The sequence below is a fragment of the Micromonospora luteifusca genome (assembly GCF_016907275.1).
Taxonomy (GTDB): Bacteria; Actinomycetota; Actinomycetes; order Mycobacteriales; family Micromonosporaceae; genus Micromonospora; species Micromonospora luteifusca.
In genome coordinates, this window is sequence record NZ_JAFBBP010000001.1 from 581,745 (window position 1) to 605,609 (window position 23,865).

Sequence of the window (23,865 nt, forward strand, 5' to 3'; positions counted from 1 at the left end):
GCACGAGCGTGACCTACCTGAGGCCTCCGACGGAGAGTCCGCCGCGCCAGTGACGTTGGAGGCTGAAGAACGCGATGATCAGTGGGATCACGGACACGAGTGAGCCCAGGATGATGAGGCTCCACAGGGAAGTGGTTCCCGCGTTGTTCGCGGACGCGATGCCCTGCCAGAGGCCGAGGCCGACGGTGACGGGAAAGAGCCGGTTGTCGGAGAGCATGGCCAGGGGCAGGAAGTAGTTGTTCCAGGAAGCCACGGCCGACAGGAGAAGCACGGTGACCACCGCGGGGCGCATCAGTGGGAGGGCGATCTGGATGAACGTGCGGACCTCCCCCGCTCCGTCGACCCGCGCCGCGTCGAGGAGCTCGTCAGGGACCGCGTCGCGTGCGTAGACGTGCATCAGGTAGACGCCGAACGGGTTGAGCAGCGACGGGAGGATCACCGCCCAGACCGTGTTCGTCAGGCCGAGCCGGCTGAACAGGATGAAGGTCGGAATGACCAGGGCGGTGGCGGGCACCATCAACGCGCCGAGCACGATCGCGAAGCTGAAGCGCCGGGCGGCGAACCGGTACTTGGCGAACCCGTAGCCGGCCATGACCGCCAGGACCGTGGCACCGATTCCGCCGGCGATGGCGTACAGCGTCGAGTTGAGCATCCACCGGAGGTAGATGCCACCGTCGTAGGTGAACAGCTGCTTGAGGTTGCCGATGTAGTCGATCTGGTCGGTGAACCACAGGGTGTTACCGCCACCGAACAGGCCCGGCGCGTCCTTGGAGCTGTTGACGATGACCCACCAGAAGGGCACGAGGAAATAGATCACCAGGAAGCCGAGGAGGATCTGCAGAGGGAGATAGCGTTGCGGTCGGCGGGCGCCTGCGCGGACGCTGGTGCGGTCAGTCATCAGAGGAAACTCCTCCGCTTGCGGGTGAAGAACAGGAAGGCGTACACGCAGATGAAGACGATTCCGCCGAGTGCGAACGAGATCGCCGACCCGTAGTTGAAGTTGGCGAGCGAGAACGCCTGTTGGTACGCGTACATGTTGGGGGTGAAGTCCGACCCGATCGTGCCGGCGGCGAGGAATCGCAGGATCTGCGGCTCGTTGAAGAACTGCAGCGTGCCGATCAGCGAGAAGACCAGGATCAGGATCAGCGCGGGCGCGATCAGCGGGATCTTGATCCGCGTCGCGACCTGCCATCGTCCGGCGCCGTCCATCCGGGCGGCCTCGTAGAGCGTCGGATCGACCCCCTGCAACGCGGCGTACAGGATGATCATGTAGTAGCCGGCCCACTGCCAGGTGACGACGTTGAGCAGGCCGTAGAAGATCAGGTCGCTGCTCAGGAAGTCGGGTGCGGTGGCACCGAACAGCCCGAAGATGTCGGTGAGCGGGCCGAAGCCCTTGCTGTAGAGGAACCCCCACATCACCGCGCCGATGACGGTGGGGATCGCGTAGGGAAGAAAGATCATCAGGCGGGAGAAGCGAGCGAACAGGGTGGTCACCGCGTCCAGAATGAGGGCCAGCGCGAGCGCGATGACGATCTGCAGCGGGATGGAGACGAGCGAGAAGCGGATGACGAACCACGCCCCGGACAGGAAACTCGGGTCGGTGAACGCCTTCACGTAGTTGTCGAAGAGGACGAAGCTGGTGCCGCCGATCAGCTTCTTCTGAAAGAGACTGAGGTACAGCGCGTATCCCAGCGGCGCGATGAGGAACGCCAGGAAGACGACCCCGAATGGCCCGACGAAGAGCCATCCCATCAGGTGCTCGCGGAGGTGCACTTTGCCGCGGATCTTGCGCGACTCATTGTGAGCACGCGGTGCGCGCTTCTCGGTTACGAGTGTCATCTTGGTCTCCGGGACGTGGACGCCGACGGTCGAGGGGTGGGCCGGCCGCCCAGTGCCGGCGCGGCCCACCCATTCGGTCACTGAACGGTGAAGCCTTGTTCCTTGGCGTACTTCGCCACGTCCTCCTGGAGCCGGTCGGCAGCCTGGGAGCCGGTGACAGAGCCCTTGATGACCTCGCTGATCTGCTTCGTCATCGCGTCGAGGTAGTACTGACCGAAGGGGGCGTAGGAGACGCCCTTGTAGGCGTCGGCCGCGGGGACGTAGACCTCCTTGTTCGCCTGCTGGCCGTTGAAGAAGGCCACCTTCAGGTCGATGAACGCGGGATCCTTGAGGGCCGTGAGGTTCAGCGGGAAGATGATCTGGTTGGTCCAGCCGTCAGTGAGCGACTCCTTGTCGGCGTAGAGGCCGTAGGCGACCTTCGCCGCGAGGTCCGGCTTCTTCGCCTGCTTGGTCACCGAGAAGGCCGACCCACCCCAGTTCACCTGCACCGGGTTGGCCGCGTCCCACTGCGGCAACGGCGCCACCGCGAACTTGCCGGTGTCCTGACCCTTGCCGACGCCCGCGCCGGTGAGATAGCCGGGTGCCCACGCCGCCGAGATGTACGTCGCGTAGTTGCCGTTGATCACGCCGGAGATGTACTCCGGGGTGAACTGGTCCTGCGTCCCCACCAGGCCCTTCTTCGCGAGGCCACCCCAGTAGTCCAGCACGTCCTTGGAAGGCTGGTCGTTGAGCTTCACGCCGATCGCCTTCGGCTGCGCCGGGTCGTAGATGAACGGAGTGGCGCCCTTCTGGATCTGGAGCGCCATGGTGAGCGCCGAGACGTTCGCGCCGAGGTCGCCGAAGAGCGGGCCGCCGGCGTCCTTCACCTTCTGCGCGGCCTGCTCGTACTCGGCCCAGGTCTTCGGCGGGGTGATCTTGTACTTGTCGAAGATGTCCTTCCGGTAGATCATCGCCACCGGACCGCCGTCGACCGGGACGCCGTAGACCGCGTCACCGACCGACACGTCCTTCCAGGCGCCATCGCTGTAGTTGGCCTTGACCGCGTCGAAGCCGTACTTCTTGATGTCGACGAGCGCGCCCTGGATCTGGAAGGTCGGGATCCGGTCCGCCTCGACCATGATCACGTCAGGCGCGCCGGTGCCCGCCGAGATGGCCGTCTGGAACTTGTCGTACTCGTCGCTGCCCTGCCCGACGTTGGTCCAGCAGACCTGCACCTCGTTGTTCTGCTTGTTGAAGTTGTCGACGACGAGCTGCGTGTTGGGGTACCAGCCCCACATCGTCACGACCGGCAGGTCCTTCTTGGTGATGCTGTTCGTGCAGTTGCTCGCGTCGCTTCCGCCCTCGTCGGAGGAGCAGGCGACGAGGCCGCTCCCGGCCGCGAGCATGGCTACCGTGGCAAGTAGTCGTTTCGTCTTCATTGACGTGATTCCCTTCGGGGATCGCGGTATACAAGGGGCGGTGCGCCTACATCGAGGGCTGGCGATCGACCGGGACGAGTAGGGGTGATACGCCCCTACTCGGTCCTCGGCCGATCGCGTTCGTGCGGATTCTCGAATTGCTCATGTCCGAGGGGCACCACCGGGGGCAGAAGCCCTGCTCCCGGTGGTGTCGCCCGAACGGGCTCCTAGCGCTTGAACAGCCGTGGCGCCAGGTCGATCAGGTTCTTCTGCCACACGTCCCAGCCGTGCGGCCCGGGGGTCACCCCGTCGAACTCGTAGCGGATACCGAGGTTGTTCAGCGTGGTCAGAGATGCCATGAAGCTCGGGTACACGAAGTCGGTCTGGTCGCCGACGTACAGACGCAGCATCTTGGTCCCGTTGTTGATCGCCGCTACGTCGACCCCGGAGCCATTACCGAATCCGGCCGAGAACGCCGCGACGTAGGCGAACTCACCCGGATAGGCCCGGAGAACCCCCAGCGCCTGCCCGCCGCCCATCGACAGACCGGCGAGTGCCTGCTGCGACGAGTCGCTGGAGATGTTGTAGCGGGCACGGGCCGTCGGGACGATGTTCTCCCGCAGTTCCCTGTTGAAGTTCGACGAGTTGCCGTTGCCCATCACGACCACCATGGGCACCAGGTCACCGTCGAGGAACTGATGGTCGAGGATCTGTTTGGCGCGCCCCATCTCGGTCCAGTCCGTGTAGTTCTGGCCGCTGCCATGCTGGAGATAGAGCACCGGGTACGGCTGAGCCCGCCCCGGGTCGTACCCGGGTGGGGTCCACACCAGCGCGGTGCGATCCTGGCCCGCCACGGTGCTGGAATAGGTCATGCTCTCGACCTTGCCGCCCTGGCCGGCGGGCACGTCCGACAGCAGGCGGGCGCCCGGTCCCGGAATGAAGAAGGTGCTCCACATCGGTTCCGAGGTCACCTTCGTCGGGTTCGCGACGTCCTTGACCGCGACCCGGTCCACGATGAACCGGTAGTAGTAGAACCACGGCTTCAGGGGACCCACTGTCGCACGCCACCGGTCACCATCGCGGGTCAGCGGCACGCGCAGCCAACTGCCTCCCGGCGCCCAGTTCGCCCACACCGTGACATGCTGGGCGTCCTTGAACTCGGTGGTGGTCTCGAAGGTGACGAAGCCGTCCTTCGTGACGAAGGGGGTCGGAGTGGTGCCAGCCGGCGGTGGGGTGAACTCCCCCTCCAGCGGTTGGTGACCCGGGCTCGGGCCGTGGTCCGACACGTGCCCGAACAGCCGCGGCACGAAGTCGACGAGGTTCTCCTGCCAGGTGCGCCAGTTCGCGCCGCCGTCCGGGTTGACCCCGTCGAACTCGAACGTGACACCGGCTCGATCCAACGCATCCGTCAGTCGATAGGTGGGGTTGTGCGCGGGATCGGTCACGTTTCCCGTGTACAGGCGCAGCAGCTTGACGCCGCGGTTGATCGCCTTGGCGTCCTTCCGGTCGACGCTCGGGGCGGCGAGCCCCGAGAACCAGCCGACGTAGCCGAACTGACCCGGCTTCGCGAGGGCCGCACCCAGCGCCTGCGTCGCCCCGTCGGACACGCCCGCGATGGCCTGGTGCGCCGGATCACGCAGGACCCGGTAGCTGTCGCCGACCGCCTTCCGGAGGTCCTTCAGCTCCTTGTCGTCCGAGCCGTTGGCATCGTTGATCACGACCACCATGGGCTTCATGGCGCCCTCGGCCGAGAGGTTGTCGAAGATCTGCTTGGTGCGGCCGAGGTCCAACCAGTCGGTGGCGGCTACGCCGTCGCCCGATTGCAGGAACAGCGTGGGGTAGTTCTTGGGGCCCTTGCCCGCGTACCCCGGCGGAGTCCAGACCAGGGCGGAACGCTCACCGTTCCTGGTCCGGTAGGTCAGCGTCTCGACCTTGCCACCGGCTCCCGAGGGCGCATCCACCAGCCACCGTGCCGAGTCACCGGTGACCAGGAAGGTGCTCCAGAGAGGCTCGGACGCGACACTGGTGCTGTTCGTCGGATCCTTGAGGCTCTTGGTGTCGTCGGCGGTGACCTGGTAGTGGTAGAGCCCCGGCTCCAGCGGGCCGAGGAAACCCGACCAGGCGTCACCACGGCGGGTCAGACCGAACTCCGCGACGGTGGAGGAGGGACCGAAGTTTCCCTCGACGACGACCTGTGACACGGAGCCCAGGTGCTCCTGGATGTACGCGGCCGGAACGCTGAACGAGGCGTAGCGGTCCTGGGAGACCTCCAGCCACGGCGTGTCCGCCCTCGCGGGTTGCTGGGCGACCAATATCGCCGCGAGTGCCATGACTCCAGCGGACAACGCCGCCGTGAGCCGACGCACGCCCGATCGGCGTAAGCGCCCATGGTACGGTTCGACTACCACGCTCCACTCCTTTCCTGTGCCGGCCGCGGATGCGACCCGATTGACCGGCTCAACTCATCGGTGGATCCTGCCGAGCGTTTGCGTCCACACCCCCTTCATGTTCTTGCCACGGCGCACCTGGCGTGATCGCCCGGTGCGGCGCGATGTCGGGCGTGACCGGGTGGTCGCGCCGGTGGTCGTGTGTCACGGCCCTGCCGTGCTCTTCGGTGGCGCGGTCGAACGGCGGACGACAAGGCTGGTCGGAAGCACTATTTGGCGCGCGCCCTCCCACTCGTCGGTCACCAGTGACTTGAGCATGCGCGCGGCCCCGTAGCCGAGCTGATACATCGACTGGTCCACAGTGGTCAGCCCCGGCTCGGTCAACGCCGACTCCGGTATGTTGTCGAACCCGACGACGGACAGATCCGCGGGGACGGAGAACCCCAACTCGGTGGCGACCTCCAGCACCTTGAGGGCCATGCCGTCGCTCGCCGCGAAGATCGCCGTTGGCGGATCCGGCCGTTGCAACAGTGCGCGAGCCAACGGGGCAGCCGACTCGGGGTTGAAATCCCCTTCGCCGATCAACGTCGGGTCGACCGGGATGCCGGCGCCGGCCAGTGCCGCCCGGTAGCCCTCCTCCCGCGACCACGCCGCCGCCAGGCTGGAGCGGCCCGCGATGAAACCGATGCGCCGGTGGCCCAGGTCGAGCAGGTGCTTGACCGCGGTGGTGGCACCCGCGAGGTTGTCGGCGGTCACCGAGGGCGCTGCCGAGCCCCGCACCGGGTCGATGGCCACGACCGGTGTCCGGCTCTGCACCTCACCAAAGGGCGTGACGACGATGCACCCGTCGGTGAGGGTGCCCGACAGGCGCGTCACGTGCCGCTGCTCCCAACCCTCCAGATAGGACCCGTAGAGATCGCTGTTGGCATAGATGATTAAGTCGAAGCCCGATCGGCTCAACGCCTTCATCACCCCCTTGAGCACCTCGGCCGTGTACGACGGGAAGCTGTGCGCCACGAGGCCCAGAACATTGGTGCGGCTGCGCCGGAGGCTCGAAGCCACCAGACTCGACTCGTAGCCGAGCTGCTCGATGGCGGAACGGACCTGAGCGATCGTGCGGGCACTGACGCCGTAATGCCCGTTGACCACGCGCGAGACGGTGGCGGTGGAAACGCCGGCGGCTCGAGCAACATCACTCATTGTTACCGGCGCATTGACCTCGATCATGCGACTCCCTCTGGACTGCAATCGTTATCGGTTACGTTTCCAGGGTGTTGCCAACGTAACTGAGAGCGTTAACAAACACAAGACCCTCTCGCCCTTGAGCAGGCCCCGATAAGGCGGTCCTACCAGGAGGGTTTCCAGGGCACGACTCATCATCAGTCGCCGTCGCAGATGCGCGAACAACTGTCACTCTCGGTGGCCGATGTGGAGAGGCCGATCCCGCGCTGAATCAACAAGTTGACATCGGGACGGCACGATCAGTCAGGATTCGTTCCCACCCCGGTACGGCGAGCCCGTCGTCTCAGCCAGGGCCAGACCGCAGCGCCCCGCCGGACAGATCCCGGACCTCGGCAGTACCGGTGTAGACCTTCGGTGTCGCCGCTCCGCCCGCGTCCGCACTAATGACAAAGCTGCCAGCGAGGATGCGATCGTCGGACGAGAAGCCCACGTACACCTCGATCTGTCCGGGTTCGACGGTGTAGTCCATGTTGCGGTCGTAGAAACCGAGCTGGGCCGTGGGCAGGTCGAACCGTACGGCCACCCGCTGGCCGGCGGCGGCCGAGACACGGGCGAAGCCCTTCAGCTCAAGCACCGGTCGGGTGACCGTTGCCTGCGGGTCGCGGACGTAAAGTTGGACGACCTCCTCACCCGCCCGGTTTCCGGTGTTGGTGATCGTGACCTCGACACCGACGCTGTCTCCGGCACGGACCTCCGCGCGGTCCACCGTGGCACCGTCGATCTCAAAGGGCGCGTAACCGAGACCGTGGCCGAAGCAGTATCGAGGCGTGACCGGCGAATCCACGTAGTCGCCGTGCCAGTGCGACCGCCCGCCGGACACCTTGTGGCCGTAGAAGACAGGTATCTGGCCCACGCTGCGGGGATACGAGATCGGCAGCCTTCCGCTCGGGTTCACCTCGCCGAGGAGAACCTCGGCGACCGCCTGCGCCCCGGTCTCCCCGGGCAACCAGGCCATCAGCACCGCGGCGCACTGCTCGTGCAGGAAGTCACTGCCGACCGGTCGACCTGCGACGAGCACCGCCACGACGGGGGTGCCGGTGGCGACGACGGCGCGCACCAGCTCTTCCTGCACACCCGGAAGGTCCAGACTCGACCGGTCCCGCGACTCACCGGTGGTCGCCCTGGGCGTCAGCCCCGAGCGGTCCCCCAGGACCAGCACCGCGATGTCGGCTGCCGCGGCAGCCGCGACTGCCTCGCCGAACCCATCGGTCGACGGATCGACCACATCGCATCCCGACACGTAGCGCAGCCGGTCGCCCAGCCGGGCCAGGAGCTCGTCGCGCACCGTGGGCACACCGTCGGTACTCTCGTCGATCTCCAGATCATCCGGGATCGTCATCATCTCGCCGAGCAGGCCCCGCCGCTCGCGCGCCTCGATCAACGCCTCGATGTGGGCCGCGAACGAATAGTCACCGAGCAGGTGTCGGGCATCGTCGGCGTTGGGCCCGATGAGAGCCACCGTTCCAGCATCCGAGAGCAGCGGCAGCACGCCGTCGTTCTTGAGCAGGACGAGGCTCCGGCGAGCGATCTCGAGCGCCACGTCCCGGTGCCGCTCCGCATTCGCCGCCGTCCCGACCGCACCCTCGTCGACGTACGGATCCTCGAACAGCCCGAGTTCGAACTTGTGCCGGAGGACCCGGGAGACCGCCTCGTCGAGCCGAGCATCGCTGACCTCGCCGGCGTCCAGGGCGTGCGTGAGGGCGCCCGCGTACGCGTCCGTCGCCGGCAGTTCGACGTCGACACCCGCGGTGAGTCCCAGAGCCGCCGCCTGCTGTTTGTCCTGCGCGAAGTGGTGGTAGGAGTGGAGGTCGTTGACGGCGAAGTAGTCCGAGACCACGCTTCCCGCAAAGCCCCACTGCCGACGGAGGATGCCGTCGAGGAGCTCCTGGTTGGCGTGGCACGGGATGCCGTCGAGTTCGTGGTAGCCGGCCATCACCGACTGCAGCCCGCCTTCGCGGACCGCCGCCTCGAACGGATACAGGTACACCTCGCGCAACAGCCGCGGCGGCAGGTGGGCCGGTGCCCAGTTCAGCCCACCCTCGGATGCTCCGTAGCCGACGAAATGCTTGGCCGTGGCGATGACGCCGTCCGTCAGGTCGTCGCCCTGAAGGCCCCTGACGAAGGCCACCCCCATCCGGGCCACCAGGTACGGGTCCTCGCCGTAGGTCTCCTCCGTCCGACCCCACCGCGGGTCACGCACGACGTCGAGCACCGGCGAAAGCCCCTGGTGACTCCCCATGGCGCGCATCTGTGCGCGAACGGCGTCGGCCAACTGACCGTTGAGCTCCGGCGCCCAGGTGCTCGCGACCCCGATCGCCTGCGGGAAGATGGTCGCCTCCCGCGCCATCACTCCCGAGCACACCTCCTCGTGCACGATCGCCGGAATCCCCAGCCGGGTCTCGGTCACCAGGAACCGCTGGATCGCGTTGGCGGCCTGGGCCACCTGCGCCGCCTTCAGGTTGGTGGCTCCGGCGACGCGGGTCACGTGCCCCAGGCCGTGTCCGAGGATCGGCCGGGCCCGTTCGGCGGAGAACCGCCCGCCCTCCAGCACCGCGAACGCCCAGGTGCTGCCCAGTTGCGCGAGCTTCTCCTCCCGGGTCATGCGTGCCAACAGGTCCGACACCCGCACCTCGACGGGCACGGTCGCGTCGACGTAGCTCGGCTGAGTCGCTGGCTCCACAGTGGTCATCCGGTCACCCCAATCACCGCAACGACGTGTCATCTGGCCTCATCGGTCACGACGCCCCCGGCTCCTGGTCGCGAGCACGGACGCGAGCGGTGGCGGCGAGGCGAACCCGGGAGCAGGACACCCGATCGGGTGGGGGCCGCGGAGTGCGGGCCGCCCGACGTGAACATTGATCACGGGCGTCGTGTTCCCTTACGTAAACGTAATCGGTAACGTTTACATTGATCGAGAACGTAATCGACGGGCATCGCGTTGTCCAGAGCCCACACTGCCCCCACCACCCCCCGGTCCCGGCACGGCGGCGGAGATCTCGGCGTCCGGACCGCGCACGAAGGGAGCCAGTCCTGAACCCCCACCTGTACGCAGCGCCGGAGCACCTGGCCGGCACCGCAAGTCCCCTCCCCTACCGGGTGATGTCGTGAACAGGGCGCGTTTGACCCTGGACCCACGTCGACGCGTGGCACCGGTACCACGCCGGCTCTTCGGCTCGTTCGTGGAGCATCTGGGTCGCTGTGTCTACGGAGGCATCTACGAGCCGGGACACCCGACGGCCGACGCGGACGGCTTCCGCGCCGACGTCCTCGCGCTGGTCCGCGAGTTGGGCGTCACCACGGTCCGCTATCCGGGCGGCAACTTCGTCTCCTCCTACCGGTGGGAGGACGGCGTCGGCCCGGTCGACCAACGACCGGCCCGACTCGACCTCGCCTGGCACAGCCTGGAGACCAACGCGTTCGGGCTCGACGAGTTCATGCGCTGGCTCGGCAAGGCGGACGTCGAGCCGATCATGGCGGTCAACCTCGGCACCCGTGGCACCGCCGAGGCGGTGGACCTTCTTGAGTACGCCAATCACCGCGGTGGGAGTCACTTCGCCGACCAGCGCCGGGACAATGGCACGCCCGACCCGTACGGGATCCGGCTGTGGTGCCTCGGCAACGAGATGGACGGCCCGTGGCAGGTCGGTGCGCGGACCGCAACCGAGTATGGGCGCCTCGCCGCGCAGACCGCGAAGGCCATGCGCCGATTCGATCCTGACCTCGAACTCATCGCCTGCGGCTCGTCGCACTACGGCATGCCCACGTTCGGCACCTGGGAACGCGACGTGCTCACCGAGGCGTACGACGACGTCGACCTGATCTCGCTGCACGCCTACTATCAACCGGTCGACGACGACCTGCCCAGCTTCCTCGCCTCTGCCGAGGACATGGACAGGTACATCGACTCCGTCACCGCCATCGCCGACTCCGTCGGGGCGATCCGCAAGTCGACCAAGAAGATCATGATCGCGTTCGACGAGTGGAACGTCTGGTACCAGTCCGCCGCACCATCCAAGCCGCCGAGTGGTGAGGACTGGCCGGTCGCGCCGCCACTGCTGGAGGATCACTACAGCGTGGCCGACGCCGTCGTCGTCGGCGGCCTGCTCATCAGCCTGCTCCGGCACAGCGACCGGGTGACCGCGGCGTGCCAGGCCCAACTGGTCAACGTCATCGCACCGATCATGACCGAACCAGGGGGCTCGGCCTGGCGCCAGACCATCTTCCACCCCTTCGCCCGCACCGCCCAGCACGCCCGGGGAGCCGTGCTCGACGTGCTCCGCGACGGCAGCACGACGACCACCGACCGCTACGGCGAGGTCGACGCCGTCGACGCGGTCTCCACCTGGGACGAGAGCACCGGCGAGATGACCGTGTTCCTCGTCAACCGCGTCACCGACACCCCTGCCGAGGTGACCGTCGACGTCAGCGGCGTCCAGGTGACCGGGATCATCGAGTGCGTCACGGTCGGCGGCACCGACCTTGATGCCCGGAACACGCCGGACGGCCCGGACCACGCCGCCCCGCGCGCGAACGGCACGGTGCAACAGGCCGGTGCCGGTGTCCAGCTGACGCTTCCACCCGCGTCCTGGAGCATGCTGCGGTTGCGGGCCACGGAAGTGACCCCGTGATCGGCTGACCATCGGCCGACGCGCCCCGGCCGCCCACTCCTGGTTGTCACCAGGGGTGGGCGGCCGGGGGTTCCGCAGCGTGCCCAGGGGTCAGGCCTGGGTTTACCGGGTGGCGACCGGAGCGCTCTGGGATTCGTTGAAGAGCTTGTCACCCTGGTAGTGGGCGACGATCGGACCGTCCAGCTCACCGTGCACGGTCTTGTTCAGCCGGGCGACACCGTTGTGCACCGGGGCCGACCCGAGGTGCGTGTCGCCGGCATAGAAGTCGACCTTGCCGGAGGGTGCGGCGGTGGTGGTGCTGACGGCACCGACCGTCGCGGTGGCGGTGACCTTGATGTTGTGCGTGGCGCCGGCGGGCGTCGTCGTGACGTCGAGTCCGGTGGTGGTGGAGCGGAACGTCAGGGTCCGCAGGTAGTGGTCCAGCAGGGGGCGCCAGACGTGCCAGGTGTGCACGCCGGGCACGTTGTACTCGTCCAGTTCGACCCCGGCGGCCCGCAGGGCGGCCGCGTTGCGCTGCGAGTTCTCGGCGATGTTGCCCAGGCGGTCCTGGAGCCCGGTGCCGATCATGATGCCGCCGGCCACCGCCTTCATGCTGTCGACCTGCGCCGGGGTGGCGGCCGGTCCGCCCGCGCTCCAGGCGGCGTGGTAGCCGAACAGGTCGGTGTGGTCGTACATGAGGGTGTATGCGCGGCTGCCACCGGCGGAGAAGCCCGCGAACGCGCGGTCCTGCGGACGGGTGGCGACGTGGTAGTTCTGCTCGACGAACGGGAAGATGTTGTTCCGCAGTTCGTTGACGTAACCCTCGTTGCCGCCGGGCAGGCCGTTGAAGTCGGTGGACACGATCACCATCGGCTCCACGGCACGATCCTCGATCGCGTTCTCCAGGATGAGGTGGGCCATGCCCTGCATCGTCCAGGCCGTCGAGTGGTCACCGCTGCCGTGGCTCAGGTAGAGCGTCGGGTACGGCGTGGCCCGGTTGGGGTCGTAGCCGTGCGGCAGGTAGACGACGATGTCGTGCACGCCCGGAGGGTTGGTCGACAGCGGCGAGGTGTACCGCCGGGACTCCAACTTGCCGATCTTGGCGACCGGCGCCTGGTAGCCGGTGTCGTACGTCGGGAACTTCTTGCTCTCCGGGACGTAGATCGTGCTGCGCACCGCGCCGGGCGCTCCCGGGTACTGCGGCTGGATCTGCCACTGGTTGGCGGGGTCATCGTGCAGGGTGCAGCCGGTGGCGAGCTCGTTGGTGCAGTCGTGGGTGAACGCGTAGCGGAAGGTGCCCGCGGGCAGCGGCGTGGTGAACGTCCACACGCCATCGGGGCCCTTCTGCATGGCCTGGATGTGCCACGGGGTGGCCGCGACGTCGCCGGGCTGCCACTCGGCGGGTGGCCGTGCGTCGCCACAATCCTGGCAGGAGATGTTCTCCGGTCGGGAGTAGAACCAGTCGCCGTAGATGTGGACCTGCTGGACGTCCGCGGGCGCCCGGTACCTGAAGGTGACCGCGTACCCGGTTGGTGCCTTGTCGGTGCGGGTGACGGTCGGGCCCAGCGGCGCGGGCGGCGCGGCCGACGCCGCGGGGACGGCGACCGTGCCGGCCGCGACGGTGACGGCGGCGAGCAGTGCGAGCATCAGCCGACGCCTCGGCGCCGGCGTCAGGGGACGGGGGATTGCGACGGGCATGTACCTGCTCCCTCTTCGGCGTGGTCAGGCCGCAGCAGCGGGCCAACCGACAATTCGATGGTGAGGCGAACGAAATACCAGTACCGAGCGATGCCGCGATGTGAGCGTTAACATCGCTCCCCATCGAAAATACAATCATCCATTACGGACGGTCAAGACTGGACGGGGCATTTATTTAGACGGATTGCATAGGCATTAATTAGGGCAGCATTCAGCGGCGCGCCCGAATCGAAGGCGCGCAAATACAGCTCGAACCTTCCTGGTCGCGACCGTGCGTAGACCGGTCGCGACCAGAAAGGCCAGGCGTATGTGACCTACCGACGCGCTATGCCACCCCTGATTCCAATTTTCCGTCAACTCGCCGGGGAATGGTTTTGTACTCGTCCCGTAGTTCCTCGGGAAGGACCCAAACCGGCGCGTCCTGCCACGCCAGCGGGCGAAGGAACCGCCGGATCGACGTGGCGCCCACCGAGGTGTGCACCGCGTTGGTCGACGGCCAGGGCCCACCGTGGTGCTGGGCCCACGACACGCGGACACCCGTGGGGTAGCCGTCGAAGACGATGCGACCCGAGCGGGCGGCGAGCACGTCGACCAACCGGCGTACGACACCGGCGTCATCGGCCGGTCCGCGATGGATGGAACCGGTCAGCGACGGTGCGACGGTCGCCAACACGGCGTCGAGTTCGGCGACGTCGTCATACCGGACCACGACCATGAGCGGCCCGAAGCACTCGTCGGCGATCTCGGTGGTCAGGCCGGACAGACCGACCTCCAGCAGCATCGGCGCCACGGTGAAGCCCGCGCCGGGCTCGACCTGGGGCCGCGCGGAGACATGAGCGCCGGCCCGCTCGAACGCCGCAGCCTGATCCTCGTACGCGTCACGGATGCGCTCGTTGAGCAGGACCGCACCGCCGGCGGCGGCGACCCTCCCCCGCAGCGCGTCGACCAGGTCGTCAGCGCCCGGGTCCGACGGGAGGAACGCCAGCCCCGGCTTGGTGCACAGTTGACCGCCCGAGCCGGTGAAGGAGGCGAACAGCCCCTCGGCGATCTGGTCACCCCGGTCGGCTGCCGCACCGGGCAGGACGACGATCGGGTTCACGCTGCTCAGCTCGGCGTACAGGGGAATGGGATCAGGGCGTTCGTCGATGGCCGCCTGGATGGCGCGGGCGGCACCGAGGGAGCCGGTCAGAGCGGCCGCGCGGATCGCGGGGTGGCGCACCAGCGAACGGCCCGCCTCCTCCCCGTACACGGTCGCGATCACACCATCGGGTCCGCCCAGGTCACGGATGGCCGACTCGATCGCCTCGGCGGAGGCGTGCGAGGTCAGCGGGTGGGACGGGTGGGCCTTCAGGACCGTGGGGCAACCCGCGGCGAGCGCGGCGGCGGTGTCGCCCCCGGCGACCGAGAAGGCGAACGGGAAGTTGCTCGCCCCGAAGACCGCGACCGGCCCGAGAGGTACGAGCATCCGCCGCAGGTCCGGGCCGCGCCCGAGCGGTGTGTCGGCGGCGTGGTCGATGGCCGCCTCGACGTACCCTCCGTCGCGCAGGACGTCGCCGAACATCCGGAACTGGACCGCCGCCCGCGTGAGCTCCCCGTCGAGTCGCGCGTGACTCAGCCCGGTCTCCGCCTCCGCGGCCGCGACCAGGTCCACGCGACGGGACTCCAGGGACGCCGCGATCGCGTCCAGCAGGTCGGCTCTGCCGAGTCGCCCCTGGCCGGACAGCCACTGCGCCGCTCGGGACGCTTGGCCGGCAATCGCCTCCAGCTGAGACTCGTCCGTCTCGGTGAGATCCGTCGCGCGACTGCGACCGTCGCGCGGATCGACCGTGTTCACCACGTTCACAGCAGTTCTCTCCTCGCCAGATTGCTCATCAGATCGCGGACGCCGAACTGCCAAGGCTCGCACTCCTCGGCGTGCCGCACACGATTGACCAGGGTGCCGAGCGCCGGGCAGCTGATCCGTACCACGTCGTCGACCTTGTGGGTGAAGCCCTCACCGGGGCGGTCGCGGTCCTGAATGGGGGCGAACATCGTGCCGAGCATCAGGGCGGCGCCGTCGGGATAGTAGTGGTGTGGGCCGATCAGCTGCCGCACCAACGCCTCCGGCTCACGCGACATCTGGGTCATCTCCGAGACCGCCTCCAGTCGGAAGCCGTCCACGCCGTGGACCTCCAGACCCACTTCCAACTCGCGCACCTGCTCCAGGCCGAACCGCTCGTCGAACAGCCTGATCAGCGGGCCGAGGGCACACGAGGCGTTGTTGTCCTTCGCCAGGGGAAGCAGGAGCGCCGAGCGGCCCTCGACATCGCGCAGGTTCACGTCGTTGCCGAGGGTGGCGCCGACGACCCGACCGCTGGACTGGACGATGAGCACGACCTCGGGCTCCGGGTTGTTCCAGGTCGACGCGGCAAGCACACCGACCGGAACGGCGGTGCCGACGGCCGAGAGGATCTGCCCCTTGGTGAAGATCTCCGCGTCCGGCCCGATGCCCACCTCCAGGTACTGACTCCACATGCCCTCGGCGACCAGCAGATCCTTGAGCTTCTCCGCCTCCGCGGAGCCCGGAGCCAGGCTGTGCAGATCCGCACCGATGTCGGCGAGCATCCGACGGCGGAGGTCCGCCGCGAGCGCCAGGTCTCCCCGGGCCCGTTCCTCGATGACGCGTTCGATCAACGAGACGGGGAAGGTCACCCCGGCGGCCTTGAGCGCCTGAAGGTCGACCGGGGCGAGCAACCAGGGCCGGTTGTGGTCGCGGTTCGTGGCACCCGTGTTGGCCAGTATCTCCCCGAATCCGCCCACCCGCGGCCCGTCGAGCCCGGCCACCGTGGCGGCGGGATCGGGTAGCTCGCAGATGTCCCGGACGGTCGGGAACCGGTGGCTGATGTCGATGACCTCGCCGCCTCGGACGGCCACGGGTGCGGGGCCGTCGACGGACGGGTCCCAGATCCGGCCGATGAGGACGCTGTGCTCGGCGTCGTCCGGCAGCGCCTCGGCACCGGTCCCGAACCAGTCCGCGTCGGCGGTTAGCCCGCGGGGCTGTGGCACCGTCATGAGCCGCTCTCCAGGTTGAAGAAGGACCGCTCGTCCCGAGGACGGATGTCGTAGACGGCGTCCCGGAACATCTGGAGCGGATGCGGTGTGAATGGGTGCTGCTCGATCGCGGCGAGATTGAGCTCGATGCCCAGTCCCACCCCGGTCGGGATGAGCACGTCGCCGTCGTCGGTCAGAACCAGCCGCTCGTTGGTGATCTCGGGACGCCAGGGCACGTCGGTCGCCATGATCTCCAGATACCGGAAGTTGGGCAGCGTCGCCCCGAGTTGCAGCGTCGCGGCCGTGCTGAGCGGACCACTCGGGTTGTGCGGCGCGAAGCCCACGTAGCTGGTCGCCGCGAGCGTGGAGATGAAGGCCAGCTCCGCGATCCCGCCGGCGTGCGTCACGTCGGGTTGGACGAAGTCGACCGCCTGACGGGCGAGCGCCGGTGCGAAGCCCTGCCGGCCGAACCACCGCTCCCCCGCCGCGATCGGCACCGGCGACGAGCGACGGATGTCGACGAGCGCGTCGAGGTTGTCCGGTGGGCACGGCTCCTCGAACCACACCGGGTCGAACTGGGCAATCTCCTTCGCGACCTTGATCGCGTGCCGGACGTCGAAGCGGCCGTGCCCCTCGATGAACAACTCCACATCGCGGCCCACCGCGCCGCGAACGGCGTCGATCTGCGCGAGCACCCGGTCCAACTGCTGGGTGGTGATGGTGAGGTCGTAGTTCTCGAACGGGTCCCACTTGAGGCCCCGGAACCCGGACTGCACGGTCCTGCCCGCGGCGGCCGCGTAGTCCTCCGGCGTGACGGCGCCGGAGAACCAACCATTCGCGTACGCGCGGACCCGGTCCCGGGTCGCACCACCGAGGAGCCGTGAGACCGGGACGCCGAGCTGCCGCGCCGAGATGTCCCACAGGGCCATCTCCAGCGAGCTCAACGCGGTCATGATGACCGGGCCGCCCCGCCAGTACCAGTCCCGCGCGGTCTCGTAGAGGATCTTCGAGATGCTGGTGGGATCCAGGCCCACCACCGCCTCGGCCAGCTCGGCGATCGCACCCTGGACGGCGCGTTCCTTGCCCTCCAGGGTGGCCTCGCCGAGCCCGACGATCCCCTCGTCGGTGTGGACGCGCACGATGACGAGGTTCGTGCGGTAGAAGTCGACGACGAGCGTGTCGACGGAGACGATCTTCATGTTTCGACTCAACCCTTCACCGCACCGGCGGTCATGCCGGACACCACGTACTTCTGGACCAGCAGGTAGAAGGCGACGGCGGGCAGCGTGAACAGGAAGGCCACGGCCATCACTGTCTGGATCGGCGTGCCCAGCTCACCGATGAAGTTCGCGATGCCGACGGAGGCAGGCTGCAGGTCCGGATTGAAGATGAACGTCACCGCGAACACGTACTCGTTCCAGGCGTGGAAGAAGGCGATGACCGCGGTCGCCGCGATCGACGGCGCGATCAGCGGCACGTTGATGCGGGTCAGGGTGGTGAAGGGCCGGGCGCCGTCGGCACGCGCGGCTTCCTCCAGCTCCTTCGGGATGCCGTCGATGGCACCCTTGAGGATCAGCGCGACGATCGGCAGAACGAAGGCGGAGTTCACGAGGATGAGGCCGGTCAGCGAGTCGAGCAGTTCGAAACGGCGGAACAGCGCGAACAGCGGGACGACCATGAGCGCCTCGGGAAGCATCTGCGTGAACAGCAGCACGACGGTCACCAGGGCCTTGCCCCAGAACGAGAACCGGGACAGCGCGTAGCCGAGCGGGATGCCCAGGCCGACGGAGAGGACCATCGTGCCGACGGCGATGATCAGGCTGTTGAGCAGCCACCCACCCGCCTTGCCCTCGGCCAACGCGTCCACGAAGACCCCGAACTGGCCGAGGTCCGGCGTGAGCCGGGGCTTGTCGGCGAAGAGGTCGCTGTTGCTGGACAGCGCGGTGACGAACATCCAGTACAGCGGGAACACCGCGACGCCCAGTACGACGAGCACGGCGACGATCCGTGCGGTGACACCGAAACGGAAGCGCCTCATCGGACGTCCCCCTTCTCCACGGCACGGGCGACCAGGCGGCTGCCGATGATGACGATGAGCGAGATGACGACGCCGACCATTCCGATGGCCGCCGCCGATCCGAGTTCCTTCGAGTCGAATGCCTGCGAATAGAGGTCGATGACGAGCGTCTCGGTGGCACCGACCGGCCCGCCCTTGGTCATCAGCCAGATCAGCTCGAACCGCCGCAGCGACCAGATCGTCATGAGCAGCGCCAGCAGACCCACGGTGGGCTTGATGACCTGCCAGGTGACGGCGCGGAAGGTGGCCCATCGTCCTGCGCCGTCCATGTGCGCGGCCTCGTTGAGCTCCGCGGGAACAGACTGCAGCGCGGAGAGCAGCACCACCGAAGTGAACGGGAACAGCTGCCAGATGGTCGTCGCGAGTACCGCCGGGAGCGCGTAGCGGGAGCTGTCCAGGATGGCACCACCCGGCACACCGAGTCCCACGGCGTCGAGGAAGCGGTTCACGATGCCGTACTGCGCGTTGAGCATCCAGGTCGCGATGAGCGCGACCGCGATGCCCGGAGCGGCCCAGGGGACGGTCACGAGCGCCCGTGCAACGCCGCGGCCCCGGAATTTCTTGTTGAGCAGGAGCGCGACGACGAGCCCGGCGCCGATGGCGACGACGACGCAGGTGATCACGTAGACGATGGTGATCAGCAGGGTGCGGTGGAATTCGGGGTCGCCGAAGATGCGGTTGAAGTTGTCGAGCCCGACCCACTCGCTCTTGGTGGGGTTGAGCAGTCTCGTCCGGGTGAAGCTGAGGTACACCTCCTGGAGGAGGGGTACCGCCTGGAAGACGAGGATGAACAGGGCGGCGGGGGCCAGGAACAGGTACGGCGTCCACTTGCTGCCCAGCGGGCTGGGCCGACGCCGGGCCCCGGCCCGGGGTGTTGTCTTCGGTGCTCCGGTCTGCTCGACCACAGTCATCGGGTTTGATCCTTCGGGGGGAAGGACGCTGCCGGCGCACGGATCGTCGCGCCGGCAGCGTCGCCGTGTCGAGCTGTCAGCGGACCAGTTCGGTCGCCTGCTGCTGGGCGCGATCCAGCGCCGACTTGAGGTCGGTCTTGCCCTGCAGTGCCGCGACCACGTTCTGCACGACCACCTTGCGGATGTCCGGCGTCTTGGCCTCGAACCCCAGCACGATCTGCGGCAGGCTGGTCTCGGTGAGTCCGTCGAAGACGGGGAGGAACGGGGTCGCCTTGAGCGTCTCCGGGCTGCGCTGCGTGGTGGTGGCCACGCTGCTCGCGCCGAGGATCTCCTGCAGCTTGACCTGGTTCTGCGGCTCCAGCGCCCACTTGATGAAGGTGCCGGCCTCGTCCTTGCCCTCGCTGGCCTCGTTGACCACGATGGGCGCGAGGATCGCGCCCTGCTTGCGGACCGGGAACGGGATGGGTGCGACGTTGAAGTTCAGCTTCGCGTTCTGGCCGCGCGTGGCGGTCACGTAGCCGCCGTTGTTGAGTTCCATCCCGACCTTGCCCTCGGCGAACATCCGCCGGAACGTCGCCGCGTCCGCTCCGCGCGGGATCACGTTCGCGTCGTACAGGTCCTTGAACGCCTGCAGGCCCTTGAGGTTCTCGGGCGAGTTGATCGTCAGGTTCTTACCGTCGGACCACGCGCCGCCGAAGCCGTAGACGTAGTTGAAGATGTCCTGCCAGACGCCGGCCTCCTCGGCCTCCGTCTGGCGGAACGCCAGGCCGAAGACGTCGCCCTTGGTCAGCGACTTCGCCGTGGAGGCGAACTGCTCGTAGGTGGTCGGCGGCGTCGGAATCAGGTCGGCGTTGTAGAACATCGCGTAGTTCGACGCTTCGAAGATGATGCCGTGCCGGACACCGTCGTGGACCATGAACTGGTCCGGCTGCTTGAGCAGGTCGTACTTGCTGGCATCGACAAGCTTGTCCAGCGGCGCGACGAGGCCGGCGTCCGAGGCGGCCTCGAACTCGGGCATGTCGAAGCGGACCAGGTCAGGCCCCTTGCCGCTGCCCATCTGGGTGAGCACCGTCTGGCCGAAGGTCGGGTACGGCACCGCGGCGGCGGAGACCTGCACCTTGTCCTGGCTCTGGTTGAACTCGTCGAGCCACTTTGTCAGCAGGGGTCCACGACCCGGGTCGCCGAAGGTCGAGGCGGCGAAGGTCAGTTTGGTGACGCCGTCACCGGATCCCCCGTCGGAGCCACAACCGGTCAAGAGAGTGGCGACCAAGCCGAGGGCACATGTCGCCCTGGCGAGGCCGAGATAAGCGCGCTGGTTACCCATCGTTACTCCACTGTTACGAGTCAGAGTCATCTGGATGAAATTGCAACGATCGTAGCGCCATGTGCAACGGTGTCAAGTGGCGGTTGCGCATCGCGTCAACTACATTGCATATATTGCAACGGATGCGATGGCGTATCCGTCGCGCGAGGGGAGACAGAGCCTTGGCGCAATCGATTCGTCGCGCGATCGACCTCATCCGTCGATCGGCGGAGCACCCACTGTCGCTGACGGAGGCGGCAGACGTGCTCGGCGTCCACAAGTCCACAGCCCTGCGGATCCTGCAGACACTGGAATCCGCGCGCTTCGTCCGCCGGACCGGCGCGGGCACCTATGTGCTGGGCAGCGGGGTGATCGAGCTGTCCGAGCTTGCGCTTGGCTCGATGGACCTGCGCCAGTTCGCCGCCGCCCACCTGCGGGCGTTGCAACGCGAGACCAGCCACACCGTGCACCTGGCGCAACTGACCGGCGACGAGATCATTTACATCGACAAAGTGGACAGTCCAGCGTTCGACGCCGTAAAGCTGCCGTCCCGGGTGGGGCGCGCGGTTTCGATCTACGCGAGCGCCGTCGGCAAGACGATCCTGGCGTACCTCCCGCCGGAGGAACGCCACCGACTCCTCTCCCACGTCGTCTTCGAGAAGTTCACCGACACCACCTTCGCCGACCACGACTCGCTCGAAGCCGAGCTCGCCCGCATCCGCGAAAACGGCTGGGCCACGGACGACGGCGAGCACGACGCCTACGTCATGTGCATAGCCGCGCCCGTCAGGGATTCGCGGGGCCAGGTCATCGCCGCCGCCTCGATCACGGCGATCGAGGTCATCGCGAGCCTCGACACACTGAAGAGCAACCTTCCACTCCTCCTGGAGACCGCGAACCGGATCTCGTACGAACTCGGCTACACACCCGCGTCCCCCGCGAGCCTGGACGACTCCGACGACGGATCGACCCGTCTGACGATCGAGTCGACTGAGCGACGGAGGGTCGGGACGTAAGCCGTCCGTTACTGACCGGGGGTCTCGGGCGGGGTCCAGTACCACGTTTCGAGCAGCTTCGGCTGCCCGAGCCCGTTCACCCTCTCGACGGGGGCGTCATCGCCACGGACATATCCGGCGGACTGGGCGACGCCCTGCGAGGGCACATTGCCCTGCACGATGCCGAGCCGCAGCCGGGAGAAGCAGAGCTTTTCGTGGCAGAACGCCGTCATCAGGCGCAGGGACCGCGACGCCAGGCCCTGGCCACGGTGTGCCGGGCCGATGGCGTACCCCAACACCCCGCTCGCCACGTGGAGCGCGACGAGGCCGAGCGGCTCTCCGCCGTCGCGCGTCACGGCCAGATCGACGATGCGCTGTGCACGGCGCTGCCGGATTCTGGCCAGGAAGGCGTCCGCGTCGAACGGAGCAGGAATGTCGGTGTTAGCGGCCATGTCATCCGCGTCGAACAACCGCGCCATGAACGGCGTGTCGGAGTCAGCCCATTCCCGCAGCACCACCCCCTCCCCGGTCAGCACGAGAGGAGAGTCGGTCGGATCGACCGCTGGCACATTTGTCGATTCACAGCCCACGCAACATCCTTACACGGGCGTTTCCCCATTTTCATCGGGCCACCCTCATCGAAGGCTTCAATTGAATTTTCCGCCCCGGTGTCTCTTTTTGATTCGAGCGATTCGCAGGAATAGCTTCTTCCTCGGGCTGAGGCTTTCCTCCGGCTCGGGACGCGGCGACCCGATCAAGCGACGCAGAACTCGTTCCCCTCAGGGTCCTGCATGACAACGTGGCCGAGGACGTCGCCGTACCACTGCTCACGGACCACTGTGGCGCCGGCGGCGACCAGCTCGGGCACGCGCTGTCCGATCAGTCGGGCCCGCTCGCCCATTCCCCCCGGACCTGGACCGGCGACCCGGATATCGATGTGCACCCGGTTCTTGGCGGACTTCCCCTCGGGCACCTTCAGGAAAGCGATCGCCGGGCCTCGACCATCAGGGTCGATGATGGACGCGCTGTCTGGCTCGTCGAAGCCTGGCTCCTCGACATAGCCCAGAGCCAACGCCCAGAAGGCAGCGACCCGCTGAGGGTCGTCGGCGTCGAACCCCACCGTCCAGAAGGTCGCCATGGCACCAACGTACGCGAGCCGGGCCGGAGTGCTCAGGCTCCGGTGAGCCGGTGGTGCTCGTCGGTCTCCAGGTCGATGAAGGCCTGGATCATGCCCCGGTAGATCCGCTCGATCAGGTCCGGGTCCGCGCCGGCCTCGTTCGCCAGCGCACGCACCCGGGCCACCACCTGCGCCACCCGGTCCGGCGCGCGGACCGCCTGCCGGTCGCCCTTGAGTGGTGCCGCACGCCGGACCAGTGCCTCCCGCCGGGCGAGCAGCCCGACGAGCTCACCGTCGAGCTCGTCGATCCGGGCGCGGATCTCGGCCAGCGCCGACGCGGTCTCCGTCATGCCGGAATTTCTGGCACGGACGACCGGTGGCCTCCGTGGCTCGCCAACAGCGCGTCTGCCACGATTTCGGCGTCGGCTTGCGCGACCTCCGCGGGGTACTCCGGCAGCAGGTCGTCCCAGATGACCAGCCACGACCCGTACAGTTGGGTCTGCCCCTCGGGTCGGGCGAAGAACCACACGTGCAGGTGCGCGCCACCGTCTCCGACTCGATAGACGTGGGCCCGCGAGACGTGCGGCAACGCCTGGATGTGGCGGACGATGCGAACGCTCAACAACCCCAGCTCGGCGGCCAGTTCGTCAGGTAGATCCGCCATGTCGTAGTGGTCGCGCGGATACAGCATGAGCAGCAGCGGAACGCCCACTCCCGGAATCCGGGCCAGCCGCCAGTGATCGTTGAACCAGATCCCTTCGTCCCGGTCGCGGCAGGCATCGCAGTCCGACGGATCCTCGCCGTGACGCGCGGGTTCCGGGAGCACCGGCGGACGCAACGGCGCTACGCGCAGCCCGGCCGGGTCGAAAGGACTGATATCCCATCCCGTCATGTCCGCCAACGGAAGCCGGCGCTCGCCGTCCGCGGCGGCGACTGCGTGGTCATAGAACTCATCCGGTCGCAAAGCCATGCGGCGAAGACTAGTCCGACAAGATCCGGGCCGGGGAACCACTTCCCGGCGGCGAGGGAACGAATCCCCCCTTCGGGAGGGATCGGTTCTGCTCCCACATCGTCCACCGTAGAGGTCACGCAGGGCCGCGGCGAAGCGGCCCGGATCGGGAGGACGACCATGCGTCAAGCATTCGGATGGGGCATCGCCGCGGTGGCGATGCTAGTTACGGCGACGGCGACGGCGACTGGGGCCGCGGCTGGGGCTGCGGATCGCGGGCCCGCGCGGGTGACCGGATCAGCGGAGTTCGTCC

The 23,865-nt window shown here is 67.7% G+C and carries 19 protein-coding genes; 2 read left to right on the plus strand and 17 right to left on the minus strand.

Annotated features, from left to right (window positions below):
* Nucleotides 1-13 precede the first annotated feature (13 nt).
* The 6 genes from JOD64_RS02515 to JOD64_RS02540 all read right to left on the minus strand — a co-directional run bounded on the left by JOD64_RS02515 (nt 14) and on the right by JOD64_RS02540 (nt 9,554).
* Complete coding sequence (locus tag JOD64_RS02515) at nt 14-898, minus strand: carbohydrate ABC transporter permease (protein ID WP_204940701.1); 885 nt, start codon at nt 896-898, stop codon at nt 14-16.
* The gene (locus tag JOD64_RS02520) at nt 898-1,839 is read right to left on the minus strand and encodes a carbohydrate ABC transporter permease (RefSeq protein ID WP_204940702.1); all 942 of its coding nucleotides are present in this window, start codon (nt 1,837-1,839) and stop codon (nt 898-900) included. The genes JOD64_RS02515 and JOD64_RS02520 overlap by 1 nt, the downstream gene beginning before the upstream one ends.
* Before the next feature lie 77 nt (nt 1,840-1,916).
* The gene (locus JOD64_RS02525; RefSeq protein WP_204940703.1) at nt 1,917-3,257 is read right to left on the minus strand and encodes an ABC transporter substrate-binding protein; all 1,341 of its coding nucleotides are present in this window, start codon (nt 3,255-3,257) and stop codon (nt 1,917-1,919) included.
* Between the two features lie 206 nt (nt 3,258-3,463).
* Nucleotides 3,464-5,566 (minus strand): alpha/beta hydrolase, encoded by a 2,103-nt coding sequence (locus tag JOD64_RS02530; protein WP_239559357.1) that lies wholly within the window; start codon nt 5,564-5,566, stop codon nt 3,464-3,466.
* 261 nt (nt 5,567-5,827) lie between these two features.
* On the minus strand, nt 5,828-6,850 hold the full coding sequence (locus JOD64_RS02535) for a LacI family DNA-binding transcriptional regulator (protein ID WP_204940705.1): 1,023 nt from the start codon (nt 6,848-6,850) through the stop codon (nt 5,828-5,830).
* A gap of 298 nt (nt 6,851-7,148) precedes the next feature.
* On the minus strand, nt 7,149-9,554 hold the full coding sequence (locus tag JOD64_RS02540) for a glycoside hydrolase family 3 N-terminal domain-containing protein (protein ID WP_204940706.1): 2,406 nt from the start codon (nt 9,552-9,554) through the stop codon (nt 7,149-7,151).
* A gap of 415 nt (nt 9,555-9,969) precedes the next feature.
* Here JOD64_RS02540 and arfA point away from each other — a divergent pair, with 415 nt between their 5' ends.
* Nucleotides 9,970-11,493, plus strand: coding sequence for an arabinosylfuranosidase ArfA (arfA, locus tag JOD64_RS02545; protein WP_204940707.1), 1,524 nt, complete (start codon nt 9,970-9,972; stop codon nt 11,491-11,493).
* 102 nt (nt 11,494-11,595) lie between these two features.
* On the opposite strand, the gene JOD64_RS02550 is transcribed toward arfA, so the two are convergent.
* From JOD64_RS02550 to JOD64_RS02580, 7 genes are all read right to left on the minus strand, one after another.
* The gene (locus tag JOD64_RS02550) at nt 11,596-13,170 is read right to left on the minus strand and encodes an alpha/beta hydrolase-fold protein (RefSeq protein ID WP_204940708.1); all 1,575 of its coding nucleotides are present in this window, start codon (nt 13,168-13,170) and stop codon (nt 11,596-11,598) included.
* 325 nt (nt 13,171-13,495) lie between these two features.
* Nucleotides 13,496-15,013, minus strand: coding sequence for an aldehyde dehydrogenase (NADP(+)) (locus JOD64_RS02555; protein ID WP_204940709.1), 1,518 nt, complete (start codon nt 15,011-15,013; stop codon nt 13,496-13,498).
* Entirely contained in the window at nt 15,010-16,221 is a 1,212-nt protein-coding gene (locus JOD64_RS02560) for a fumarylacetoacetate hydrolase family protein (protein ID WP_204940710.1), read from the minus strand. The genes JOD64_RS02555 and JOD64_RS02560 overlap by 4 nt, the downstream gene beginning before the upstream one ends.
* On the minus strand, nt 16,218-17,399 hold the full coding sequence (locus JOD64_RS02565; RefSeq protein ID WP_204940711.1) for a mandelate racemase/muconate lactonizing enzyme family protein: 1,182 nt from the start codon (nt 17,397-17,399) through the stop codon (nt 16,218-16,220). Before JOD64_RS02565 ends, JOD64_RS02560 begins: the two co-directional genes overlap by 4 nt.
* Before the next feature lie 8 nt (nt 17,400-17,407).
* Nucleotides 17,408-18,238: a carbohydrate ABC transporter permease gene (locus tag JOD64_RS02570; protein ID WP_204940712.1), complete on the minus strand. Its 831-nt coding sequence runs from the start codon at nt 18,236-18,238 to the stop codon at nt 17,408-17,410.
* The gene (locus tag JOD64_RS02575; RefSeq protein WP_204940713.1) at nt 18,235-19,188 is read right to left on the minus strand and encodes a carbohydrate ABC transporter permease; all 954 of its coding nucleotides are present in this window, start codon (nt 19,186-19,188) and stop codon (nt 18,235-18,237) included. Before JOD64_RS02575 ends, JOD64_RS02570 begins: the two co-directional genes overlap by 4 nt.
* Before the next feature lie 76 nt (nt 19,189-19,264).
* Nucleotides 19,265-20,512, minus strand: a complete 1,248-nt coding sequence (locus tag JOD64_RS02580; protein ID WP_204940714.1) for an ABC transporter substrate-binding protein — start codon at nt 20,510-20,512, stop codon at nt 19,265-19,267.
* A gap of 59 nt (nt 20,513-20,571) precedes the next feature.
* On the opposite strand from JOD64_RS02580, the gene JOD64_RS02585 reads away from it, so the two are divergent.
* Complete coding sequence (locus JOD64_RS02585; protein WP_204940715.1) at nt 20,572-21,507, plus strand: IclR family transcriptional regulator; 936 nt, start codon at nt 20,572-20,574, stop codon at nt 21,505-21,507.
* Between the two features lie 8 nt (nt 21,508-21,515).
* Here the strand turns inward: JOD64_RS02585 and JOD64_RS02590 are convergent, their stop codons facing one another.
* From JOD64_RS02590 to JOD64_RS02605, 4 genes are all read right to left on the minus strand, one after another.
* The gene (locus JOD64_RS02590) at nt 21,516-22,022 is read right to left on the minus strand and encodes a GNAT family N-acetyltransferase (RefSeq protein WP_204940716.1); all 507 of its coding nucleotides are present in this window, start codon (nt 22,020-22,022) and stop codon (nt 21,516-21,518) included.
* Between the two features lie 218 nt (nt 22,023-22,240).
* A complete protein-coding gene (locus JOD64_RS02595) occupies nt 22,241-22,624 on the minus strand; it encodes a VOC family protein (protein WP_204940717.1) in 384 nt (127 codons plus the stop codon).
* Between the two features lie 32 nt (nt 22,625-22,656).
* On the minus strand, nt 22,657-22,953 hold the full coding sequence (locus JOD64_RS02600; RefSeq protein ID WP_204940718.1) for a chorismate mutase: 297 nt from the start codon (nt 22,951-22,953) through the stop codon (nt 22,657-22,659).
* Nucleotides 22,950-23,573 carry an HIT family protein gene (locus JOD64_RS02605; protein ID WP_204940719.1) on the minus strand — a complete coding sequence of 208 codons (624 nt, stop codon included), beginning with the start codon at nt 23,571-23,573 and terminating at the stop codon, nt 22,950-22,952. Before JOD64_RS02605 ends, JOD64_RS02600 begins: the two co-directional genes overlap by 4 nt.
* Nucleotides 23,574-23,865 lie beyond the last annotated feature (292 nt).

What these genes read in the sequence shown, in the direction of transcription:
- JOD64_RS02515 (WP_204940701.1), bottom strand. Translation starts at nt 898, where the DNA reads ATGACTGACCGCACCAGCGTCCGCGCAGGCGCCCGCCGACCGCAACGC.
- JOD64_RS02520 (WP_204940702.1), bottom strand. Translation starts at nt 1,839, where the DNA reads ATGACACTCGTAACCGAGAAGCGCGCACCGCGTGCTCACAATGAGTCG.
- JOD64_RS02525 (WP_204940703.1), bottom strand. Translation starts at nt 3,257, where the DNA reads ATGAAGACGAAACGACTACTTGCCACGGTAGCCATGCTCGCGGCCGGG.
- JOD64_RS02530 (WP_239559357.1), bottom strand. Translation starts at nt 5,566, where the DNA reads ATGGCACTCGCGGCGATATTGGTCGCCCAGCAACCCGCGAGGGCGGAC.
- JOD64_RS02535 (WP_204940705.1), bottom strand. Translation starts at nt 6,850, where the DNA reads ATGATCGAGGTCAATGCGCCGGTAACAATGAGTGATGTTGCTCGAGCC.
- JOD64_RS02540 (WP_204940706.1), bottom strand. Translation starts at nt 9,554, where the DNA reads ATGACCACTGTGGAGCCAGCGACTCAGCCGAGCTACGTCGACGCGACC.
- JOD64_RS02550 (WP_204940708.1), bottom strand. Translation starts at nt 13,170, where the DNA reads ATGCCCGTCGCAATCCCCCGTCCCCTGACGCCGGCGCCGAGGCGTCGG.
- JOD64_RS02560 (WP_204940710.1), bottom strand. Translation starts at nt 16,221, where the DNA reads ATGACGGTGCCACAGCCCCGCGGGCTAACCGCCGACGCGGACTGGTTC.
- JOD64_RS02565 (WP_204940711.1), bottom strand. Translation starts at nt 17,399, where the DNA reads ATGAAGATCGTCTCCGTCGACACGCTCGTCGTCGACTTCTACCGCACG.
- JOD64_RS02570 (WP_204940712.1), bottom strand. Translation starts at nt 18,238, where the DNA reads ATGAGGCGCTTCCGTTTCGGTGTCACCGCACGGATCGTCGCCGTGCTC.
- JOD64_RS02575 (WP_204940713.1), bottom strand. Translation starts at nt 19,188, where the DNA reads ATGACTGTGGTCGAGCAGACCGGAGCACCGAAGACAACACCCCGGGCC.
- JOD64_RS02580 (WP_204940714.1), bottom strand. Translation starts at nt 20,512, where the DNA reads ATGGGTAACCAGCGCGCTTATCTCGGCCTCGCCAGGGCGACATGTGCC.
- JOD64_RS02585 (WP_204940715.1), top strand. Translation starts at nt 20,572, where the DNA reads ATGTGCAACGGTGTCAAGTGGCGGTTGCGCATCGCGTCAACTACATTG.
- JOD64_RS02595 (WP_204940717.1), bottom strand. Translation starts at nt 22,624, where the DNA reads ATGGCGACCTTCTGGACGGTGGGGTTCGACGCCGACGACCCTCAGCGG.
- JOD64_RS02600 (WP_204940718.1), bottom strand. Translation starts at nt 22,953, where the DNA reads ATGACGGAGACCGCGTCGGCGCTGGCCGAGATCCGCGCCCGGATCGAC.
- JOD64_RS02605 (WP_204940719.1), bottom strand. Translation starts at nt 23,573, where the DNA reads ATGGCTTTGCGACCGGATGAGTTCTATGACCACGCAGTCGCCGCCGCG.